This is a genomic window from Rhodoglobus galactosidasius (assembly GCF_054957775.1).
This window is the reverse complement of the sequence record NZ_JBQIAV010000005.1, coordinates 151,324-167,996: the sequence shown is the minus strand read 5'-3', so window position 1 is coordinate 167,996 and position 16,673 is coordinate 151,324. Positions and strand designations below refer to the sequence as shown.

At 59.9% G+C, this 16,673-nt stretch carries 14 protein-coding genes; 7 read left to right on the top strand and 7 right to left on the bottom strand.

Annotation, left to right across the window (positions count from 1 at the left end; translation table 11 throughout):
* Position 1 precedes the first annotated feature (1 nt).
* Complete coding sequence (gene pxpA / locus ACTJJW_RS08510) at positions 2–727, top strand: 5-oxoprolinase subunit PxpA (protein ID WP_462643771.1); 726 nt, start codon at positions 2–4, stop codon at positions 725–727.
* 94 nt (positions 728–821) lie between these two features.
* Here the strand turns inward: pxpA and ACTJJW_RS08505 are convergent, their stop codons facing one another.
* Genes ACTJJW_RS08505 through ACTJJW_RS08485 form a run of 5 tightly spaced genes read right to left on the bottom strand, consistent with a single transcriptional unit; the run spans position 822 to position 6,493 of the window.
* A complete protein-coding gene (locus ACTJJW_RS08505) occupies positions 822–2,024 on the bottom strand; it encodes a cation:proton antiporter (RefSeq protein ID WP_462643769.1) in 1,203 nt (400 codons plus the stop codon).
* 9 nt (positions 2,025–2,033) lie between these two features.
* Positions 2,034–2,528 (bottom strand): cation:proton antiporter regulatory subunit, encoded by a 495-nt coding sequence (locus ACTJJW_RS08500; RefSeq protein ID WP_462643767.1) that lies wholly within the window; start codon positions 2,526–2,528, stop codon positions 2,034–2,036.
* 57 nt (positions 2,529–2,585) lie between these two features.
* Positions 2,586–3,380 carry a ferritin family protein gene (locus ACTJJW_RS08495; RefSeq protein WP_343922095.1) on the bottom strand — a complete coding sequence of 265 codons (795 nt, stop codon included), beginning with the start codon at positions 3,378–3,380 and terminating at the stop codon, positions 2,586–2,588.
* Positions 3,381–3,392: 12 nt separating this feature from the next.
* Positions 3,393–5,696 (bottom strand): SDR family oxidoreductase, encoded by a 2,304-nt coding sequence (locus ACTJJW_RS08490; protein ID WP_462643765.1) that lies wholly within the window; start codon positions 5,694–5,696, stop codon positions 3,393–3,395.
* Positions 5,693–6,493, bottom strand: a complete 801-nt coding sequence (locus ACTJJW_RS08485; RefSeq protein WP_462643763.1) for a hypothetical protein — start codon at positions 6,491–6,493, stop codon at positions 5,693–5,695. Before ACTJJW_RS08485 ends, ACTJJW_RS08490 begins: the two co-directional genes overlap by 4 nt.
* A gap of 110 nt (positions 6,494–6,603) precedes the next feature.
* Here ACTJJW_RS08485 and ACTJJW_RS08480 point away from each other — a divergent pair, with 110 nt between their 5' ends.
* Genes ACTJJW_RS08480 through ACTJJW_RS08470 form a run of 3 tightly spaced genes read left to right on the top strand, consistent with a single transcriptional unit; the run spans position 6,604 to position 9,952 of the window.
* Entirely contained in the window at positions 6,604–7,419 is an 816-nt protein-coding gene (locus ACTJJW_RS08480; RefSeq protein WP_462643762.1) for an SDR family NAD(P)-dependent oxidoreductase, read from the top strand.
* Positions 7,416–8,111: a lysophospholipid acyltransferase family protein gene (locus ACTJJW_RS08475; RefSeq protein WP_462643760.1), complete on the top strand. Its 696-nt coding sequence runs from the start codon at positions 7,416–7,418 to the stop codon at positions 8,109–8,111. Before ACTJJW_RS08480 ends, ACTJJW_RS08475 begins: the two co-directional genes overlap by 4 nt.
* Positions 8,108–9,952, top strand: coding sequence for an FAD-binding oxidoreductase (locus ACTJJW_RS08470; protein ID WP_462643759.1), 1,845 nt, complete (start codon positions 8,108–8,110; stop codon positions 9,950–9,952). The genes ACTJJW_RS08475 and ACTJJW_RS08470 overlap by 4 nt, the downstream gene beginning before the upstream one ends.
* On the opposite strand, the gene ACTJJW_RS08465 is transcribed toward ACTJJW_RS08470, so the two are convergent.
* Positions 9,936–10,175 (bottom strand): hypothetical protein, encoded by a 240-nt coding sequence (locus ACTJJW_RS08465; RefSeq protein WP_462643757.1) that lies wholly within the window; start codon positions 10,173–10,175, stop codon positions 9,936–9,938. The two genes, ACTJJW_RS08470 and ACTJJW_RS08465, sit on opposite strands and share 17 nt — an antisense overlap.
* Positions 10,169–11,596 (bottom strand): SDR family NAD(P)-dependent oxidoreductase, encoded by a 1,428-nt coding sequence (locus ACTJJW_RS08460; RefSeq protein WP_462643872.1) that lies wholly within the window; start codon positions 11,594–11,596, stop codon positions 10,169–10,171. The genes ACTJJW_RS08465 and ACTJJW_RS08460 overlap by 7 nt, the downstream gene beginning before the upstream one ends.
* Positions 11,597–11,752: 156 nt before the next feature.
* Here ACTJJW_RS08460 and ACTJJW_RS08455 point away from each other — a divergent pair, with 156 nt between their 5' ends.
* The 3 genes from ACTJJW_RS08455 to ACTJJW_RS08445 are packed head-to-tail and all read left to right on the top strand — an operon-like array spanning position 11,753 to position 16,670.
* Positions 11,753–12,646, top strand: coding sequence for an EamA family transporter (locus tag ACTJJW_RS08455; protein WP_462643755.1), 894 nt, complete (start codon positions 11,753–11,755; stop codon positions 12,644–12,646).
* Positions 12,647–12,686: 40 nt separating this feature from the next.
* On the top strand, positions 12,687–15,236 hold the full coding sequence (locus ACTJJW_RS08450; RefSeq protein WP_462643753.1) for a DEAD/DEAH box helicase: 2,550 nt from the start codon (positions 12,687–12,689) through the stop codon (positions 15,234–15,236).
* Positions 15,237–15,284: 48 nt separating this feature from the next.
* A complete protein-coding gene (locus tag ACTJJW_RS08445; protein ID WP_462643751.1) occupies positions 15,285–16,670 on the top strand; it encodes an MFS transporter in 1,386 nt (461 codons plus the stop codon).
* Positions 16,671–16,673: the final 3 nt, after the last annotated feature.

The window sequence follows — 16,673 nt, the reverse complement described above, 5'->3', positions numbered from 1 at the left end:
GATGACTCTGACAATCAATGCTGACATGGGAGAGTCGGTGGGTATCCATCACTTCGGCAACGATGAACCGCTCCTCGAATTCGTCGACACCATCAACGTTGCGGGAGGACTACACGCCGGAGATCCCACAGCGATCGCGCGAATCGTAGCGCTTGCGCTGGATCGCGGTGTGAGTGTGGGGGCCCACCCCGGGCTACCGGACATCGCCGGTTTTGGGCGTCGTGAGATGGTAATTACTACCGAGGAAGCTCGTGACCTCATTCGTTACCAGACCGGCGCGGTTGCAGCCTTTGTGCAGTCCGAAGGCCACGAGCTTCATCACATCAAACCGCACGGGGCGCTTTTCGGAATGCTTGCGCGAAGTGAAAAACTAATGGATGCGGCCTGCGATGTCGCAGTGCAGTACGGCGTTCCCATTTATGGGCTCGCTGGCACAGCTCACGAGCGAGTGGCGGCTAAAAGGGGAGTGTCATTCATCGCGGAGTACTACGTCGATCTCGACTACGCGGATGACGGCATGATAATCGTCAACCGGACCGGCTCCGTGAGGGACCTTGGTGAAGTCGCCGAACGTGCGTCACGTGCACTCAACGAAGGAACAACCATCAGCACCACCGGAAACACAGTGCCGGTGCGTGCCGAATCCTTCTGCGTCCATTCAGATCTACCGAATGCGGTGGATGTTGCGCGCACAGTGCGTGACGCAATCGCGAGCGTGGCGGCGTAGGCTGCAGCGCGGTGAGTGGAGGAACGTTGCGTTCTTTCTCTTGCCGCGTTCGCGGCGCCGAACAGGTAAATGTTGCAGATGCTGAGAGCGACTGCTAAACGGTAGCAACCGGAGCTGTAGGCGGGTTTAGCCCTGTGGTTTTGCGCACACGTGCCTTGAACCACTTGGAGTCGGGGATGCGCGCCAGAATTGGCCCGGAGATGATTGTTATGAGTACGTAGGCAGTCGCCAACGGCGCAAGCATGGGCTCGATGCCGGCACCGACCGCTAGGCCCGCAATGACGATCGAGAACTCACCTCGTGGAGTGAGCACTAAACCAGCCCGCCACCGGCCGGCCGGCGCAATTCCTGCACGCTTGGCAGCCAAATATCCCGAGAGCGTCTTTGTGGCGATAGTGACGACAGCGAGAGCGAAGGCGGGAAGCAGCACAGGAATGATGTCTGCCGGCGCTGTCGAGATCCCGAAGAAGACGAAGAAGACTGCAGCGAACAGGTCGCGCAGGGGCGTGATGAGCTGAGCGGACTGGTGAGCGACCGGCCCAGAGATCGCGATGCCCACTAAGAAGGCTCCGACCGCCGCAGAAACGCTCACACGCTCTGCTAAGCCAGCAACGAGCATCGTTAGCCCGACCACGCCAAGCAGTAGTGCCTCGGCGTTCTTGTCGGGAAGCAGCTGCGAAAGGACACGGCCGTGACGCAGTGCGACATAGAGAATGAGCAAGACAACCGCGACAGCGATTGCCACAGTGAATGCGCCCTGCAGAAGCCCTGCACCGATGACGAGTGCGGAAAGCACGGGCAGATAGAACGCCATAGCGAGGTCCTCCATCACGATGATGGAGAGTACGGTAGGTGTTTCACGGTTACCGAGGCGGCCCAGGTCACGAACGACTTTGGCGATTACGCCAGACGATGACACCCAGGTCACACCAGCGAGTGCGACGACTGCTGTGGGTTCCCAGCCCAGCAGAATGGCGAAGAGAGCACCGGGCAGCGCATTGAAAACGCCATCAAGGATTCCTGAAACCTTGGACGTTTTCAGGTTCGAGACGAGCTCCTCAGCCGAATACTCGAGCCCGAGCATCGCAAGCAGCAGAATCACGCCAATTTGCGAACCAACCTCGAAGAACTCTTCGGAGGCTTGAAACGGCAGCAAGCCGCCCTCACCCACCGCAAGACCGGCAAGCAGGTAAAGAGGGATCGCCGAAAAACCAAAGCGAGCGGCAACTCTGCCGAGCAAGCTGAGAACAAGCAAGAGAGCGCCAACCTCAATGAGCAGCTGCGTCGTCTCATGCATACGCGAGCCCTAGCTGGGGCCGCGGTTGATGAGCTTGCCGAGTGCGTCGAGACCCTTGCGGGTGCCCACAGCGACAATAACGTCGCCAGACTCAAACTTGATCTCGGGACCAGGAGACGGAACAACGTCGTTGCCGCGCGCGATCGCGACGATTGACGCGCTCGTGAGTGTGCGCGCCTTCATGTCACCCATGGGGCGTCCGATGAAGCCGGAACCACTGGGAAGAGAGATCTCTTCGGTGTAGAGCCCTTCAGCCTTCTCGCCGAGCACTGATAACCGGCTCATCGTCAGCGAAGAACCCAGAACTTCGGCAAGAGCGGCAGCCTCGTCATCGCTCAGCGAAATTGAGGCGGTGTTTGAGTCCGGGTCATCCGCATTGAAGAATGCGAGATCGCGTTCACCAGAACGCAGCGAAACCACGCTGACACGGCATCCAGAATCAGTGATCACATCATTGCGAACACCAAGCCCAGGAAGATCAATTCGTTCGATTCTTACGCCCACGTCTCCAACTTACCAATACATGTTGTGGCCAATAGTCCAGCGAGAAGCCTACGCCTCTTAGGCAGCAACTCCATACTTTTTCATAGAGGTCTCGACAATAGTGAGGCCCTCGAGCCCTGGCATGCGAGAAATGTGCTCATCGAGCTTGCGGATCTCGCGCAAACCCTCCTCACCAGAGAAGAGATGCCCCATGACGTGAGAGACCTCTTCAGCGGGCATGATGCTCGAACCAACGGGACCCCACGCGCCCTTCAACGCGAGACGGGCAAGCACCTGTGCCTTCTTGCTCTTAGCTAAACGCTCACGAGCCTGAGTGGCATAGAACGCAACATGGCGCGCTTCTTGCTTGGCGATGCGGCGAAGCAATTCTGAGAGCACCGGATGCTTCTCCATGTCCGCGAGACGGTTGTAGGCAGCAACGGCCGACCATTCATTCGCGGCGCCCCAAATCATGTGCACGGCGATGAAGTCTTTGCCGATCACGTTGCCGAGAACCGACTGTTTGATCGGGTCGAGACGATCCTTCCAGCCGAGCTTCAATCGGGTGGCTTTGAGCTCGTCGTAGTCGAGCGTCACTTTGTGCGCGCCGAGCACCTTAGAGAGGGCTTCGCCGTGCCAGAACTCTTCACGGTTCCACATCGTCATGAACGCGCTCACGTCGACCTCTTTGTGGGAGGGCGTTACGAGCAGATCCCGCAAGTAGCAGACCGTGTGGTACTCGACGTCTGCCATGTAGCGAAGGCTGCGCAGAGTCGAATCGGGCAGCGGGTTGCGCTCAAACTCGGTGAAGTCGAGGTCACCCCACTGAACCTTCTTTGAGGTGGACGTATAGCGATCAATATCAAATGCCATGAGGTGTGGGAACTAGCTCGACAGCATCGAGTCCTGTTCCTCTCCTTCCTGTTGCGCAGATGTTGCGGCGCGAGGTCTCGGGATGGGGGTATAAGGAGAGCGACGCTTCCAATCGAGCACGTTCCACCGCTTTTCTTGAGCGTGCTTATACAAGTTCACATCGGGGTTCACTGCGCTGGGATGCCCAACGAGCTGCAGCCACATCAGGTCGGCGTGACTGTCGCCGTAGCCATACGACTGGGTCAGAGTGAAACCATGCAGATCCGCGTAGTGACGCAACCAGGCTGCGCGCGCCTCATCCACTAGCGGCGGGTCAGCGAGGAAGCCCGTGAGCACGCCGTCGCGCTCGTGCATGCGCCCAGCAACTACCTCGTCGAAGTAGGGGAGGAACGGCGTCACCATGAGATCGATCGTGCCAGTAACCAAGATCGTGCGGTGGCCAGCGTCGCGGTGCTCCTGAACGCGCCGCAGCGCATCCGGCATCACTCGACGCATCATGGCCCGACCAAAGCTGCCGCGCACCATCCGCTCAATCTCGACAATCTTGAACCCCTCATAGCGACGCATGAAAGTGCGGATGAACTCGCCACGGTCACGACGCTCAGCACGCAAGTACTTGCGCAACGAGAAAGTGAAGTTGGCTAGATCGTGCACAACCCTGGCGCGGGGAACAGTTCCGCCCCAGAGCAGCAAATATTGTTTCACGAGATTCGAGTCGACAACGGTGCCCTCAAGGTCGAACACCGCGACAACATCGCTGCGCTCGGGGAGCTTCTTCGCGGTGCGAGCCTTCGCCGCTGGCCGGTTCGCGAACGCCCGAGTGAGCGTCGTGATGGCGGGGAAGTGCACCTGCTGAAAGTAGTTTTCCCAGTTGATTTCGGTGACATCAAAACGGGCACTCTGAGGAGTCTTCTTCGGCAGCGATGCCAACAGCTCGCGAGTGTTGGCGTCGTCGAAGATGATTTCAGTCTGCACATACGCGCGGTAGAGGTTAGTGAATGCGCGCAAAACCTCAAGCTGATGCTGGCCACTCTTGACGTCATCGAGCCAGCGGCGCGTACGAGGCGTGGTTGGCATCTTGGTGATCATCCGCTCGGCACGTGCCGCCTGGCGCTCGCGCTTTACAAGCGCTTTTTCGACACGCTGGCCACCAGGGAATCGCCACAACGGAACGCTAATCTCGCCATCTTCGGCGGGCAGCGGGTTTGCCGTGAAGTAGGCGTTGACGTTCTCGTACATACGGTGGAAGGGCAGCGGATTGCTTGCCCCAGAGCTCACGTGGTAGTACTTGGGTGCCTTCGGATCGGCCTTCGTCGCGGCAGCAGCCAAAGCAGCATTCACGACAAAGTCGACCGGGATGACATCAAGGATCGAGTCGGGCAGGCCCGGGAAGTCAGGCAGCTGGCCGCGGCCGTAGGCAAGGATCAGCGGGTCGGCGACCTTGAAGCCGTCGATCCAGCCCGGGAATGGGTGATGCAGCGCGCTCTCGATAATCGAGGGGCGAACCACCGAGAGACGATGCCCGGCCTGAGCCCACAGCTCCTCGGCAACTCGCTCGGCGAACGCTTTGGTGAGTGTGTAAACGTCGGTCCACCCGAGGCTCTCAGCGCGCATCCGGCCGTAGTCAACAAGTCGATCGTGCACCCACTCAGCGCGCGCCGCCTCAGTAAACTGAGCTACAGCCTGCGGGCCGGCCTTGCCGTGGCGAGCCTTCGCTGCCGTGAGCTGTGCGCGAAGTGCCTCCGGCTGGCGGGACTCGAACTCAACGCGAGTGCGGGCCGTGCGAGCGGCCTCATACTCCGCGCGCCAATCGACGTCGTGCACCAGCGATGCTTCTGGCACGATTCCCTTGCGAAGCCCGCCGACATAGGCGGTAGAAATGTGCACAACGTGCGGTCGAGACTTGCTCTCCAACAGTGCGGTATAGATACCCGTTGCTCCGCCAACATTGGTGTCGAAAGCTTCATCGATAGGCGGATCAAACGAGACCGTAGACGCACCATGGATGACAACGTCAATGTCATCGGGAAGCGTGCCGACATCCGTAAGGCTGCCGTCAACTACGGTGACGCGACGAGCGACCTCTTCGAGGGCTTTCTCCTTGCCGATGGACTCCAGCCACTGCGCGAAGACCGGCTTACGCATGAGGTTGGTGAGTCGTCCTTTACCGCTGGTTGAGCCTTTTTCTCGCACCAGAATCGAGATTCGTGTGCCGGGGTGGCTAGACAACAAACGCTCGAGGATTGCCTGACCGACGAACCCGGTGGCTCCCGTCAGAAAGACATGCTCTGTCGTGAGGGCTTTTATGGTCGTCATACGTCGGCTGCCCTTGTCATGAGGTTGAGGTTGGCTTGACCATCGAGGGAATCGACTAGTGCATCAATGGTGCGAATGGTCTCTGGCTTACTACGAAATAGGTAATCAAAGAAGAAGTCGGTGTTCGTGCGGGGTTCCGCGCGGGCACCGATCGGCCACGGAGTTTTAGCGAGCCGTTTGCGGGTGACCTTCTGGGCCCGCGTTGATTCAGAAAGTCGGTGACGAGACTGGGCCTCAAAGAACTCGAGCTGACGCGTCTTTGTCGACAGGATGCGGGAGATGGTGTCTGTGAGCTGAGGGTTCGGGTCGAGTTCGATGAGGCGACGATAGGCAGCCTGCATGACCCACTCATCAACAGTGCCCAACGTCATGTGCACCGCGATCATGGGAAGACCAACGATGTTGGCCACGATCGACTCTCGGATGGTGCGCTCAACCGGAGTGCGGAAGGGAGCGCGATCGGCATCCGCACCATCGTGTGCGCGAATGATCTGGTCGAGAGCATCGGCGATCCAGTACTTTTCAAACGCCCACGTAATAAGGAAGGCAGTAGCGCGAGAGTCCTTATGGGTGGCAGTAACGAGCACACTGCGCAAGTGAGTCATTGTGCCGCGTTCGACGACCTGAAGGTAGCGAAGAGCACGGAGAGTGTCTGGCGTGAGTGGAGCCTGAATGTAGGCCTCAAGGTTGAGGTCGTCGCGGTAGCTCGCTTGAGCCTCATTGGCATATTCCCGAACATTGAAGTCGGGCGCCGGAGTAGACATGTCGTCGAGAGCAACCTCAAGATTCTTAGGCATCTTTTTCCTTTGCTCGAGACAAAATGGGCATCGTGACTTTCACCAATTCTAGTTGCGAGTCGATCACATAAACACAATCGTTACTGGGGCTGTGCCGTAGTCTTGGCGCCATGGCAAGAGCGCTTATCACCGGTGGCACATCAGGAATTGGCGCCGAGTTTGCGCGGCAACTCGCCGAAAGCGGCACCGACCTTGTCTTGGTCGCGCGCAATGAAACTCGGCTGGGCGAGACCGCAGCGAGCTTGCAGGCCAAATTCGGAATCGCCGTAGAAACCATCAGTGCAGACCTTGCCGATCGAGGCGATGTAATGCGTGTTGCAACTCGCCTCACCGACGCCGATCGCCCCATTGATTTGTTTGTCAACAACGCCGGCTTCGGCGTACATGCCACGTTAACCGGAGCGGATGTTGCGAGCATCCACGAACATGCCTTCGATGTCATGTGTCGCGCCGTTCTGATTCTTGCGGGTGCGGCAGGCCGAGCCATGCGGCAACGTGGCAGTGGCTCAATCATCAACGTCTCGAGCATCGCTGGGCTCGTTACCATGGGCTCGTACTCGGCGATCAAAGCGTGGGTCGCCTCATACAGCCAGGGACTATCAGTCGAACTGCGCAATACGGGAGTCACCGTGACGGCGCTTATGCCGGGCTGGGTTGTCACCGAATTCCACGAGCGGGCGGGCATCCGCACGGGCTCTATTCCTTCATTCATGTGGATTGACGCGTCGACTCTCGTGAGAGGTGCGCTGCGCGATGCGGCACGGGGCAAAGTCGTTTCCATACCTACTGTTCGGTACCGAGTCATCGGATGGTTTGCTCGACATGTGCCTTTGCGCACAATTCGTTGGATTTCTGCGAAGATTTCTTCAAGCCGAAGTGACGAGGGCTCCGAACCTCATGGTGTGAAAGATACGACGACGACATGACCCGGACTTTTGATCGATTCAGCTCGCCAACGATGGCGGGCGCGAGATTCGTGGCGCAACGCGGACTGCTCAAACCACTGGTGTGGTCACTCGTGCGCGTCGAAATCACCGGAGTCGAGAACATCGAAGGCCACGACGGCCCCTTCATCGCGGTCGCGAATCACTCCAGTCACTTGGATGCACCGCTGATCATTGGGGCGCTACCCCGAAAACGAGCGCGGTATCTAGCCGCTGGCGCGGCCGCCGACTACTTCTTTGAGGTGTGGTGGCGAAAGTGGCTCACAACGCTGTTTTTCAACGCCTTTGCGATAGAACGTAGTTCGGAGCGCAAACGTGCGGGGTCATCCCGCTCACTTCTCGGGCGTGGTATTCCGATCCTCATATTCCCGGAGGGCGGCCGAACGCGCGAGGGTGTGCTCACTCGATTCAAACCGGGAGCCGCAGCGCTCTCTATCGTCACCTCCGCGCCGTGCCTGCCGATTGCGCTCGTTGGCGCATCCGCGGCGATGCCTCGTGGCAAAAGTTGGCCGAAGCGGGGCCGACCGCCGGTCACGGTAGTGTTTGGCGAATTGATGCATCGCATCGACTCTGAGACATCCGAAGCTTTCTCTGCCCGACTCGCTGACACCGTGCGTCAACTGCACGAAACGGTTCAACCCATGCCAAGCGCTACCCCGAAGGGAACGAAATGACCTCTGTCAAACACATGAAGTGGTGGGGTTGGGGCAATGAAGGGGTGGGATTTCACCATGAAGACAAGCCCGGTTTTGCGCCCTTTGTGGAGTACGCAGTAGGTCTCGATCTCGGTTCAGCGACTCGCGCAGGAGAGCCGTCGTTCGACGAGCTCGATGTTCCCAAGAGCAAAGCGACTGCCGCATTCACTAAGCAGCTTGCCGCGATCGTTGGTGCCGATAATGTCACGCGCGATGACATGGTGCGCGTCATCCACACCTATGGCAAGAGTCTGCGCGATCTCGTGCGTATCCGCAGTAACGCAATCGAGCGCAGCCCCGACGTGGTCGTTTACCCCGCCGATGAGGCTGAAGTGCAAGCGATTGTGGATGCCGCGGTCGCAGCCAATGCCGTAATCATTCCCTTTGGCGGCGGCAGCAATATCGCGGGCAGCCTAGAACCAATGCCTGCAGAGAAGCGCGTCGTGATTTCACTCGACCTCGGACGGTTGCGCAAGGTCGTGGCAATCGATGCCGATGCAGGCCTTGCACGAATTCAGGCGGGCGCCCAGGGGCCCGACCTCGAAAAGCAGCTCAATGCTCGTGGCTGGACAATCGGGCACTTTCCCGACAGCTTTACTCACTCGACCGTTGGCGGTTGGGTAGCGACGCGTTCCTCCGGAATGCAGTCAGATAAGTACGGCGACATTGCCGACATCACTCGTGGACTTCGCGTCGTTCGACCCGGTGCGATGCTCGTTCTTCGGCCATTGCCGAGCACGTCGAGCGGGCCAAGCGTGCGCGAAATGATTCTGGGCAGCGAAGGGCGTCTCGGCGTCATCACCGAGGTCACCGTTCAGGTGCACCGCATTCCCAAAAAACGCGACGTCTACGCCTACTTCTTCCCGAATTGGAAGTCAGGCATCGCCGCAATGCAGGCGATTTCCGCGTCGGATGCCACGCCATCCATTACCCGCATTTCTGACGCCAAAGAGACCGGCTTCTCTCTCGCGACCAGCAAAACCCGCTCGGGCCTCAGCAAGTTCACCGCGGAAACGGCACTGCCCAAGATCATGACGTCGAAGGGCTGGAACCTCGACGAGATCTGCCTGTCATTTATCGGCTTCGAAGGAGGAGTCGCTCACGCGAAGCGCCAGAAGAAGATTGTCGACAAGATCGTGACCAAGCACGGCGGTCTGGGCGTCGGCAAGGGCCCGGGCATCCTCTACGACCAGAAAAAGTTTGACACCCCCTACCTTCGCGACTTCCTGCTCGACATGGGTGCCGCCGGAGACGTGTCTGAGACGGCGACCCCGTGGTCATCGGTAGTGAAGCTTCACTCCGCAGCACACAAGGCAGCCCAGGCGGCTTACGATTCGCTCGGCACCAAGGGCTGGATCATGTCGCACATGTCCCACTCTTACCACTCGGGTGCATGCCTCTACTTTACGTTCGCCTTCACCTTCGGTGACGACCCGCTTGGCGAGTACGACACCGTCAAGCGCGCCATCCAGCAGTCATTCGTCGACAACGACGGCACCATCTCGCACCACCACGGCGTGGGTCTTGAGCATTCGCCCTGGCTTGAACAAGATATTTCACCTGAGGGCGTCAAGGTCATGCGCGGGCTGTTTGATGCCGCCGATCCCGAGGGCAACTTCAACCCGGGCAAGATCACTCCAGGTCCGGTTGTTCCGGCGAAGACGGCGCCGGCAGCGAAGAAGGTGGCGGTGAAGGCTGCGGCGAAGACTACGGCCAAGGCAGCTCCAGCAAAGAAGACGGCACCGAAGGCGAAGGCTGCCCCGAAGACCGCACCGGCGAAGCCCAAGACGACTCGGGCGAAAGCTACACCGAAGAAGTAGTGCGAGGGCGCGGCGCGGGTGGCGGCGGCACCTCTTTGGCCGCGATCACTCGCGCAAGCTCGATAGTTTCGAGCCCTCGTTTGGTCGCAACAACGCAGTGGGTGGCATCGGCGAGGTGAAAATAGCCGAGTGCATCGGTTGCTCGCCCATCGTCGATGAGGTGCCGTACAACAACCCGCGTACCGCTGGTGGTCGCCTTCAGAAACTCGGCCGGGGTCACCATGAGCTCTTGTCGTAGTCCTTGAGAAAGATGCCGAAGAGATCTTCGCCGTCTTCGCCGCGCACGATCGGGTCATAGACCCGGGCCGCACCATCGACGAGGTCGAGCGGCGCATGAAAGCCCTCTTCTGCCAACCGCACCTTGGTGGGGTGCGGGCGCTCATCCGTGATCCAACCGGTGTCGACACTCGTCATCAGAATGCCGTCACTCTCAAACATTTCCCGTGAGCTTGTACGGGTCAGCATGTTCACGGCAGCCTTCGCCATGTTGGTGTGTGGATGCCCTGGGCCCTTGTAGCCGCGACCGAACACACCCTCCATCGCCGACACGTTCACGATGTATTTGCGTCGAGACTGCGAGGCAGCCATCGATGGTCGCAGCATCGAGATCAACACGAATGGCGCCGTCGTGTTGGCGAGTTGAACTTCGAGCATTTCGAGCGGATCAACCTGATCGACGTGCTGGGTCCACGAGTTGATCGAATCGAGGTCGGGAACGAGCCCGCCCGCGTCGATTGCGGTGCCCGCGGCGAGGCGTTCACGCGAGCTGGAGCCTGCGGTCATCGCCTGCTCAGTGAGTTCTTCGGCCCGAGTCGCGGCAGCAGCCAAAATGGGGTGTGCCGATACTGACTGCGCGAGCGCCTGCGGGTGCGGGTCATTGGTGTGGCCGAACGTCACGAGTTCGGGCAGCGGGCCGTCGGGCAGCGGGGCAAGCTCGCCATCGACGAGTGGCTGGTAGGCGCCGGGGGAGCGACGCACTGTCTGAGTGGCGTTGTTGATGAGGATGTCGAGCGCGCCCTGTGCGGCGACCGACTCAGCGAGCCCAATGACCTGGGCGGGGTCGCGGAGGTCGATTCCGACGACGCGCAGTCGGTGCAACCAGTCTGCCGAATCGGGCAGGCTCGAGAAGCGACGAACGGCATCCCGAGGAAAGCGGGTCGTGATGGTTGTGTGCGCGCCATCCCGCAGCAAGCGCAGCGCGATGTACATGCCGATCTTGGCGCGACCACCCGTGAGTAGCGCGCGCTTGCCGGTGAGGTCAGTGCGCGCGTCGCGTTTGGCGTGATTGACGGCGGCGCAGCTGGGGCAGAGCTGGTGGTAGAACGAATCAACGGTTGTGTAGGGCTGCTTGCAGATGTAGCAGGGGCGAGCCTTGATCAGCTCGCCGGCAGACGGCGTGGTCGTGTTCGTCGAGATCGGGATGCCGCGAGTCTCGTCGTCAATGCGATCGGCAGCACCGGTCGCGGTCGCCGCAATTACCTGTCGATCAGCATCCGCAATCGTGGCGCGCTTTTCGAGACGGCGTTCCTTCTTGACCGCCTTGAACATCGCAGCGGTAGCGCGTCGAACGGTGACGAAGTCGGGGTGCTCCTCGTCGAATCCGGCCATCTGAGCCAAAACTTTGAGGGTCGTTTCACGCTCCATCGGATCGAGGCCACTCTGGCCGGGCACGGGGGATTCGCTTGAATTGGGCACACCAGATTCTACCCGCGACCACAGGTCTGCTGTGATCCGACGAGGTCGAGACGCGGCGGTCATGTCACGGAGCGCAAACAACCCCAGTAGCTCTAAGCTTGAGCAATGATCGTCAGTGTCGTGCTCGCGCTTGCTGGCTCCCTATTTTATGGTGTCTCCGATTTTTTCGGCGGGCTGAGCACTCGGCGACTTCGCGTTGTTCCGGCCACCACGATCATCCACGTCTTCGCCACTCTCGCCCTATTGGCGGCAATGCCCTTTGTGGTCGTGCGGTGGGAAGCCGGTGCCATTGTGTGGGGTGCGGTTGCTGGGGTGAGCGCAATCATTGGGCTGCTCGCCTTCTATGCGGCTCTTGCCGACGGCCCCATGAGCCTGGTTGCGCCCCTCATCGCTGTCGTTGGTGCCGTGGTGCCGGTTGCGTTTGCCGTGATCACCGGGGAGCAGCTGCCGCTACAGGCCTGGGTAGCGATCGTGCTCGCTCTCGTCAGCGCGCTGCTGGTCTCAGTGACTCGATCGGATGCCGCAGTACGAGTGCGGCCCCGCACCGTTGTGGTCGGTCTGGTTTCGGGAATCAGCTTGGGCACGGCACTAATTGCGCTCGATCAAGCGCCAGCGTCGGCGGGACTTGTAACGGCGGTCGTTGAAATCCTTGTGGGGCTCGGCGCAATGCTGATCTTGCTCGCACTCACCAGACTGAGTCCGCCACTAAGACGATTCCTTGCTCAGTTCGATCATCAGCCCGAAGGTGGCCCGGTCGTGAGTGTTGCCCGCGCACGGTTACTTGCGGCAACCGGTGGTGTGCTCGTCGGTGCCTCAAACGCATTCATTCTCTTCGCGCTCCAAATGGGAAGCCTGGCCGTCGTCTCGGTGCTCGTCAGCCTTTACCCACTTGCCACAATCGTGCTTGCTCGGTTCACGCTGCACGAGCGCGTCAGCAAGGTACAACTTATGGGCATGGGGTTCGCGCTCGTTGCCTCGGTCATGCTGGCACTCAGCTAGTTCGGCGCAGCCAACCCTGTCACCCAGCTACGGTTGAACAATGCCCTCACTCCTGGATGCGCTTCCGACGCCCTATGACGCAGACGCAACCTATGACGCATTCGTGGGGTGGGCATCCGATCGCGGTCTGAGCTTGTATCCGGCTCAAGACGAAGCGGTTATCGAACTCGTTTCGGGCGCGAACGTGATCTTGTCGACGCCGACCGGAACCGGCAAGTCTCTGGTGGCGATCGCTGCTCACGCAATCGCCATTGCCCAAGGGCAGCGCACCTTCTACACCGCGCCAATCAAAGCGCTCGTGAGCGAGAAGTTCTTTGCGCTTGTCGAGATCTTTGGTGCCGAGAACGTGGGCATGGTCACCGGCGATTCTTCGGTGAACGCCGATGCGCCCATTATCTGTTGCACGGCCGAGATTCTTGCAAACCTAGCGCTGCGTGAGGGGGCGGATGCCCGAGTCGACCAGGTTGTCATGGACGAGTTCCATTTCTATGCTGACCCCGACCGCGGCTGGGCCTGGCAGGTGCCGCTGCTCATTCTTCCCCACGTGCAGTTCGTGTTGATGTCGGCGACGCTCGGCGACATGCAGCCGTTGGCCGATGATCTGAGCCGTCGCACTGGCCGTGAGACGAGTGTGATCACGGGCGTCGAGCGTCCAGTTCCCCTGCACTATTCGTGGGCCATCACACCGATTCACGAGACGGTGGAAGATTTGTTGTCGACCGGGCAGGCACCGATCTACATCGTGCATTTCTCACAGGCCGCCGCGCTTGAGCGAGCCCAGGCGATGACGAGCATCAAGGTGGTCACTCGCGAGCAGCGCGACAAGATCGCTGAGGCGATTGGTGACTTTAGGTTTACAACGGTGTTCGGAAAGACACTGTCGCGACTCATCCGGTCAGGAATCGGCGTTCACCACGCGGGGATGCTGCCCAAGTACCGACGACTTGTCGAGCAGCTGGCTCAGCGCGGCCTACTGCGCGTCATCTGCGGAACCGACACTCTCGGCGTGGGCATCAATGTGCCCATTCGCACGGTGCTGCTGACACAACTGACCAAGTACGACGGAACGCGGATGCGCCAGCTCACCGCGCGCGAGTTCCACCAGATCGCAGGCCGTGCAGGCCGCGCAGGCTTCGATACCGCAGGAACCGTGGTTGCTCAAGCACCGGAGCATGAGTCTGAGAACGCAAAGATGGTGGCAAAAGCAGGCGATGACCCCAAGAAGCTGCGCAAACTTGTGCGCAAGAAAGCTCCCGAAGGCTTCGTGACGTGGAGCGAGTCGAGCTTCGAGCGGATGATCGCCGCCGAACCAGAGCTACTCACGAGCAACATGCGTATGAACCACGCCATGATCCTCAACGTGATCGCTCGCGGGGGAGACGTCTTCTCGAATGTGCGGCACCTGGTCGAAGACAACCATGAGCCTCGACACAGCCAGCGCGAACTGGCCCGTCAGGCGCTCGCGATTTACCGCACTCTGCGTACGGCCGAAATCGTCGAGGAACACCGAGTTTCTGACACCGTGATTGTGGATGACGAAGAAGTCGAGAGCTTCGATGAACGCATCGAGATCCGGCTCACGGTCGACCTGCAGGCCAACTTTGCGCTCAATCAGCCCTTATCGCCTTTTGCGGTCGCATCCTTCGATTTGCTTGATCGGGAGTCGCCCAACTACGCGCTCGATATGACTTCGGTTCTTGAATCGACCCTCGACAATCCTCGACCGATTCTCTCGCAGCAGCAGTTCATGGCGCGTGGCGAGGCCGTTGCCGCGATGAAGTCGGAGGGCATCGAGTACGACCAGCGCATGGAGTTGCTCGAGGAGGTCACGTGGCCGAAGCCGCTCGATGAGCTGCTTGGCGCCGCCTTCGAAATGTACAGCGCGAGCCAACCGTGGATTGGCGACTTCGAGCTTAACCCCAAGAGTGTTGTGCGCGATCTCTACGAGCGGGCCATGACCTTTGCTGACTTCGTCGGCTTCTATGGTCTCGCACGCAGCGAGGGGCTGGTGCTCCGCTACCTTTCGGACGCCTACCGGGCAACGCGTCAAACGATTCCGGATGACGCCAAGACGGACGAACTCCTCGACCTCATCGAGTGGCTTGGCGAACTCGTGCGCCAGGTCGACTCCAGCCTCATCGATGAGTGGGAGGCCATGACAAGCGGGGCCGACAGCGCGACTAGCAACGAGCCGGTGTTGCCGCCGACCCCGGCATCCGTCGTCACGAACGCTCGAGCGTTCCGGGTGCTTGTGCGCAATGAAATGTTTCGCCGGGTGCAGCTAGCCGCTCGCGATGACGCGGTGGCTCTCGGCGAGTTGGATGCCGCGGCCGGTTTCGATGAGCAAGCCTGGGGCGAGGCGCTTGACCGCTACTTCGAGGAGCACGACAGCCTGTCGACAGCGGGGGATGCTCGTGGCCCGGCGATGATTGCGATTACCGAAATGCCTGGCCAGTGGCAGGTGCGGCAGATCATTGCTGATCCGGCGGGAAACCACGATTGGGCTATATCGGCGTCGGTTGATCTCGTGGAATCTGCCGCTGAGGGTGTCGCGGTTGTGCGCGTGTCTGGTTTCGATCGACTCGATTAGGCAACAGCGCGGGCATACATTGCCCTACCGCGGGTGTTGAATAGCTGTGTGACCCGAGATCAACGCCTCATTCTGATTATCGCTATCCTTGCGTCCTTTGTGGCGTTTCTTGATGGCTCGGTGATCAACGTTGCGTTGCCCGCTATTCGTGATGAGCTCGGCGGTGGTCTCAGCACGCAACAGTGGGTTGTTGATGCCTATCTGATCACACTGGGTTCACTCATTTTGCTCGCCGGATCGTTGTCTGACGTCTTCGGTCGCATCGTCATTCTGCGGATCGGGCTAATCGCGTTTGGTGTCATTTCGCTCGCCATTGCTGTGGCTCCCACCGCCGAGCTCGTGATTGTGTTGCGTGGTTTCCAAGGCGTTGCGGGTGCGCTGCTGGTTCCCAGTTCACTTGCTCTCATCATGTCGACCTTTAGAGGTGCGGCTCAGGCTCGCGCCATTGGCCAGTGGACAGCGTGGACTAGCGCCGCGTTCATCGTTGGCCCAGTCTTGGGCGGCGTCTTCGTTGACCTACTCAGTTGGCGGCTCGTCTTTGCGATCAACGTTCTGCCAATTGCAGTGACCTTGTGGATGCTTGTCGTGCTCGGGCACAGAGACGAACGTAAGAAGGACACCCGCATCGATTATCTGGGCGCCGTTTTGGGCATCGTCGGTCTCGGCGGCCCCGTCTTTGCGCTTATCGAGCAGGGAAACTACGGCTGGGGCAGCCCTGCTGTCTTCGTGCCTTTAGCTGTCGGACTGCTCAGCTTGGTCGCATTTGTGCTGTGGCAACGGCGCGCGCCCCAACCGATGTTGCCTCTGGAATTGTTTCAACAGCGCAACTTCAGCATGGGCAATATCGCCACGATTTTCATCTATGGGGCGCTCGCCCTCGGCGGGTTCATCCTTGTGGTGTATCTCCAGGAGGTCGCGGGTTACCCGGCTACGCTAGCGGCACTTACTTTCTTGCCACTAACAATCGGCATCATCCTGTTATCGTCATATTTTGGTCGCTTGAGTGGAAAGTACGGCCCCCGACTGTTTATGACGCTTGGCCCGACGCTTGCTGGTATCGGCTATGCGACGTTCCTTACGATGCAAGAAAGCGTCAACTACTTCGCTCAGGTTTTGCCCGGCATGGTGCTGTTATCAATGGGGATGTCGATGACAGTTGCACCGCTCACATCAGCGATTCTCGGAGCGATTGCCGCACAACAGGCAGGAGTCGGGTCGGCAGTCAACAATGCGCTGTCCCGAATCGCTGGACTCATCACGGTTGCGCTTCTTGGCGTGATCGTTGTCGGGCCGTTGACCGCCGACAACTTCCACCGCGTCATCATCGTTACTGCGGCGCTGCTCTTTGCGGGAGCGATTGTGTCGTTCGCGGGCATCCGTAACCCTGCCAATGTTGACCCCGAACCAGCAGATGTCGCCCCGCCACTCGCTTAAGAT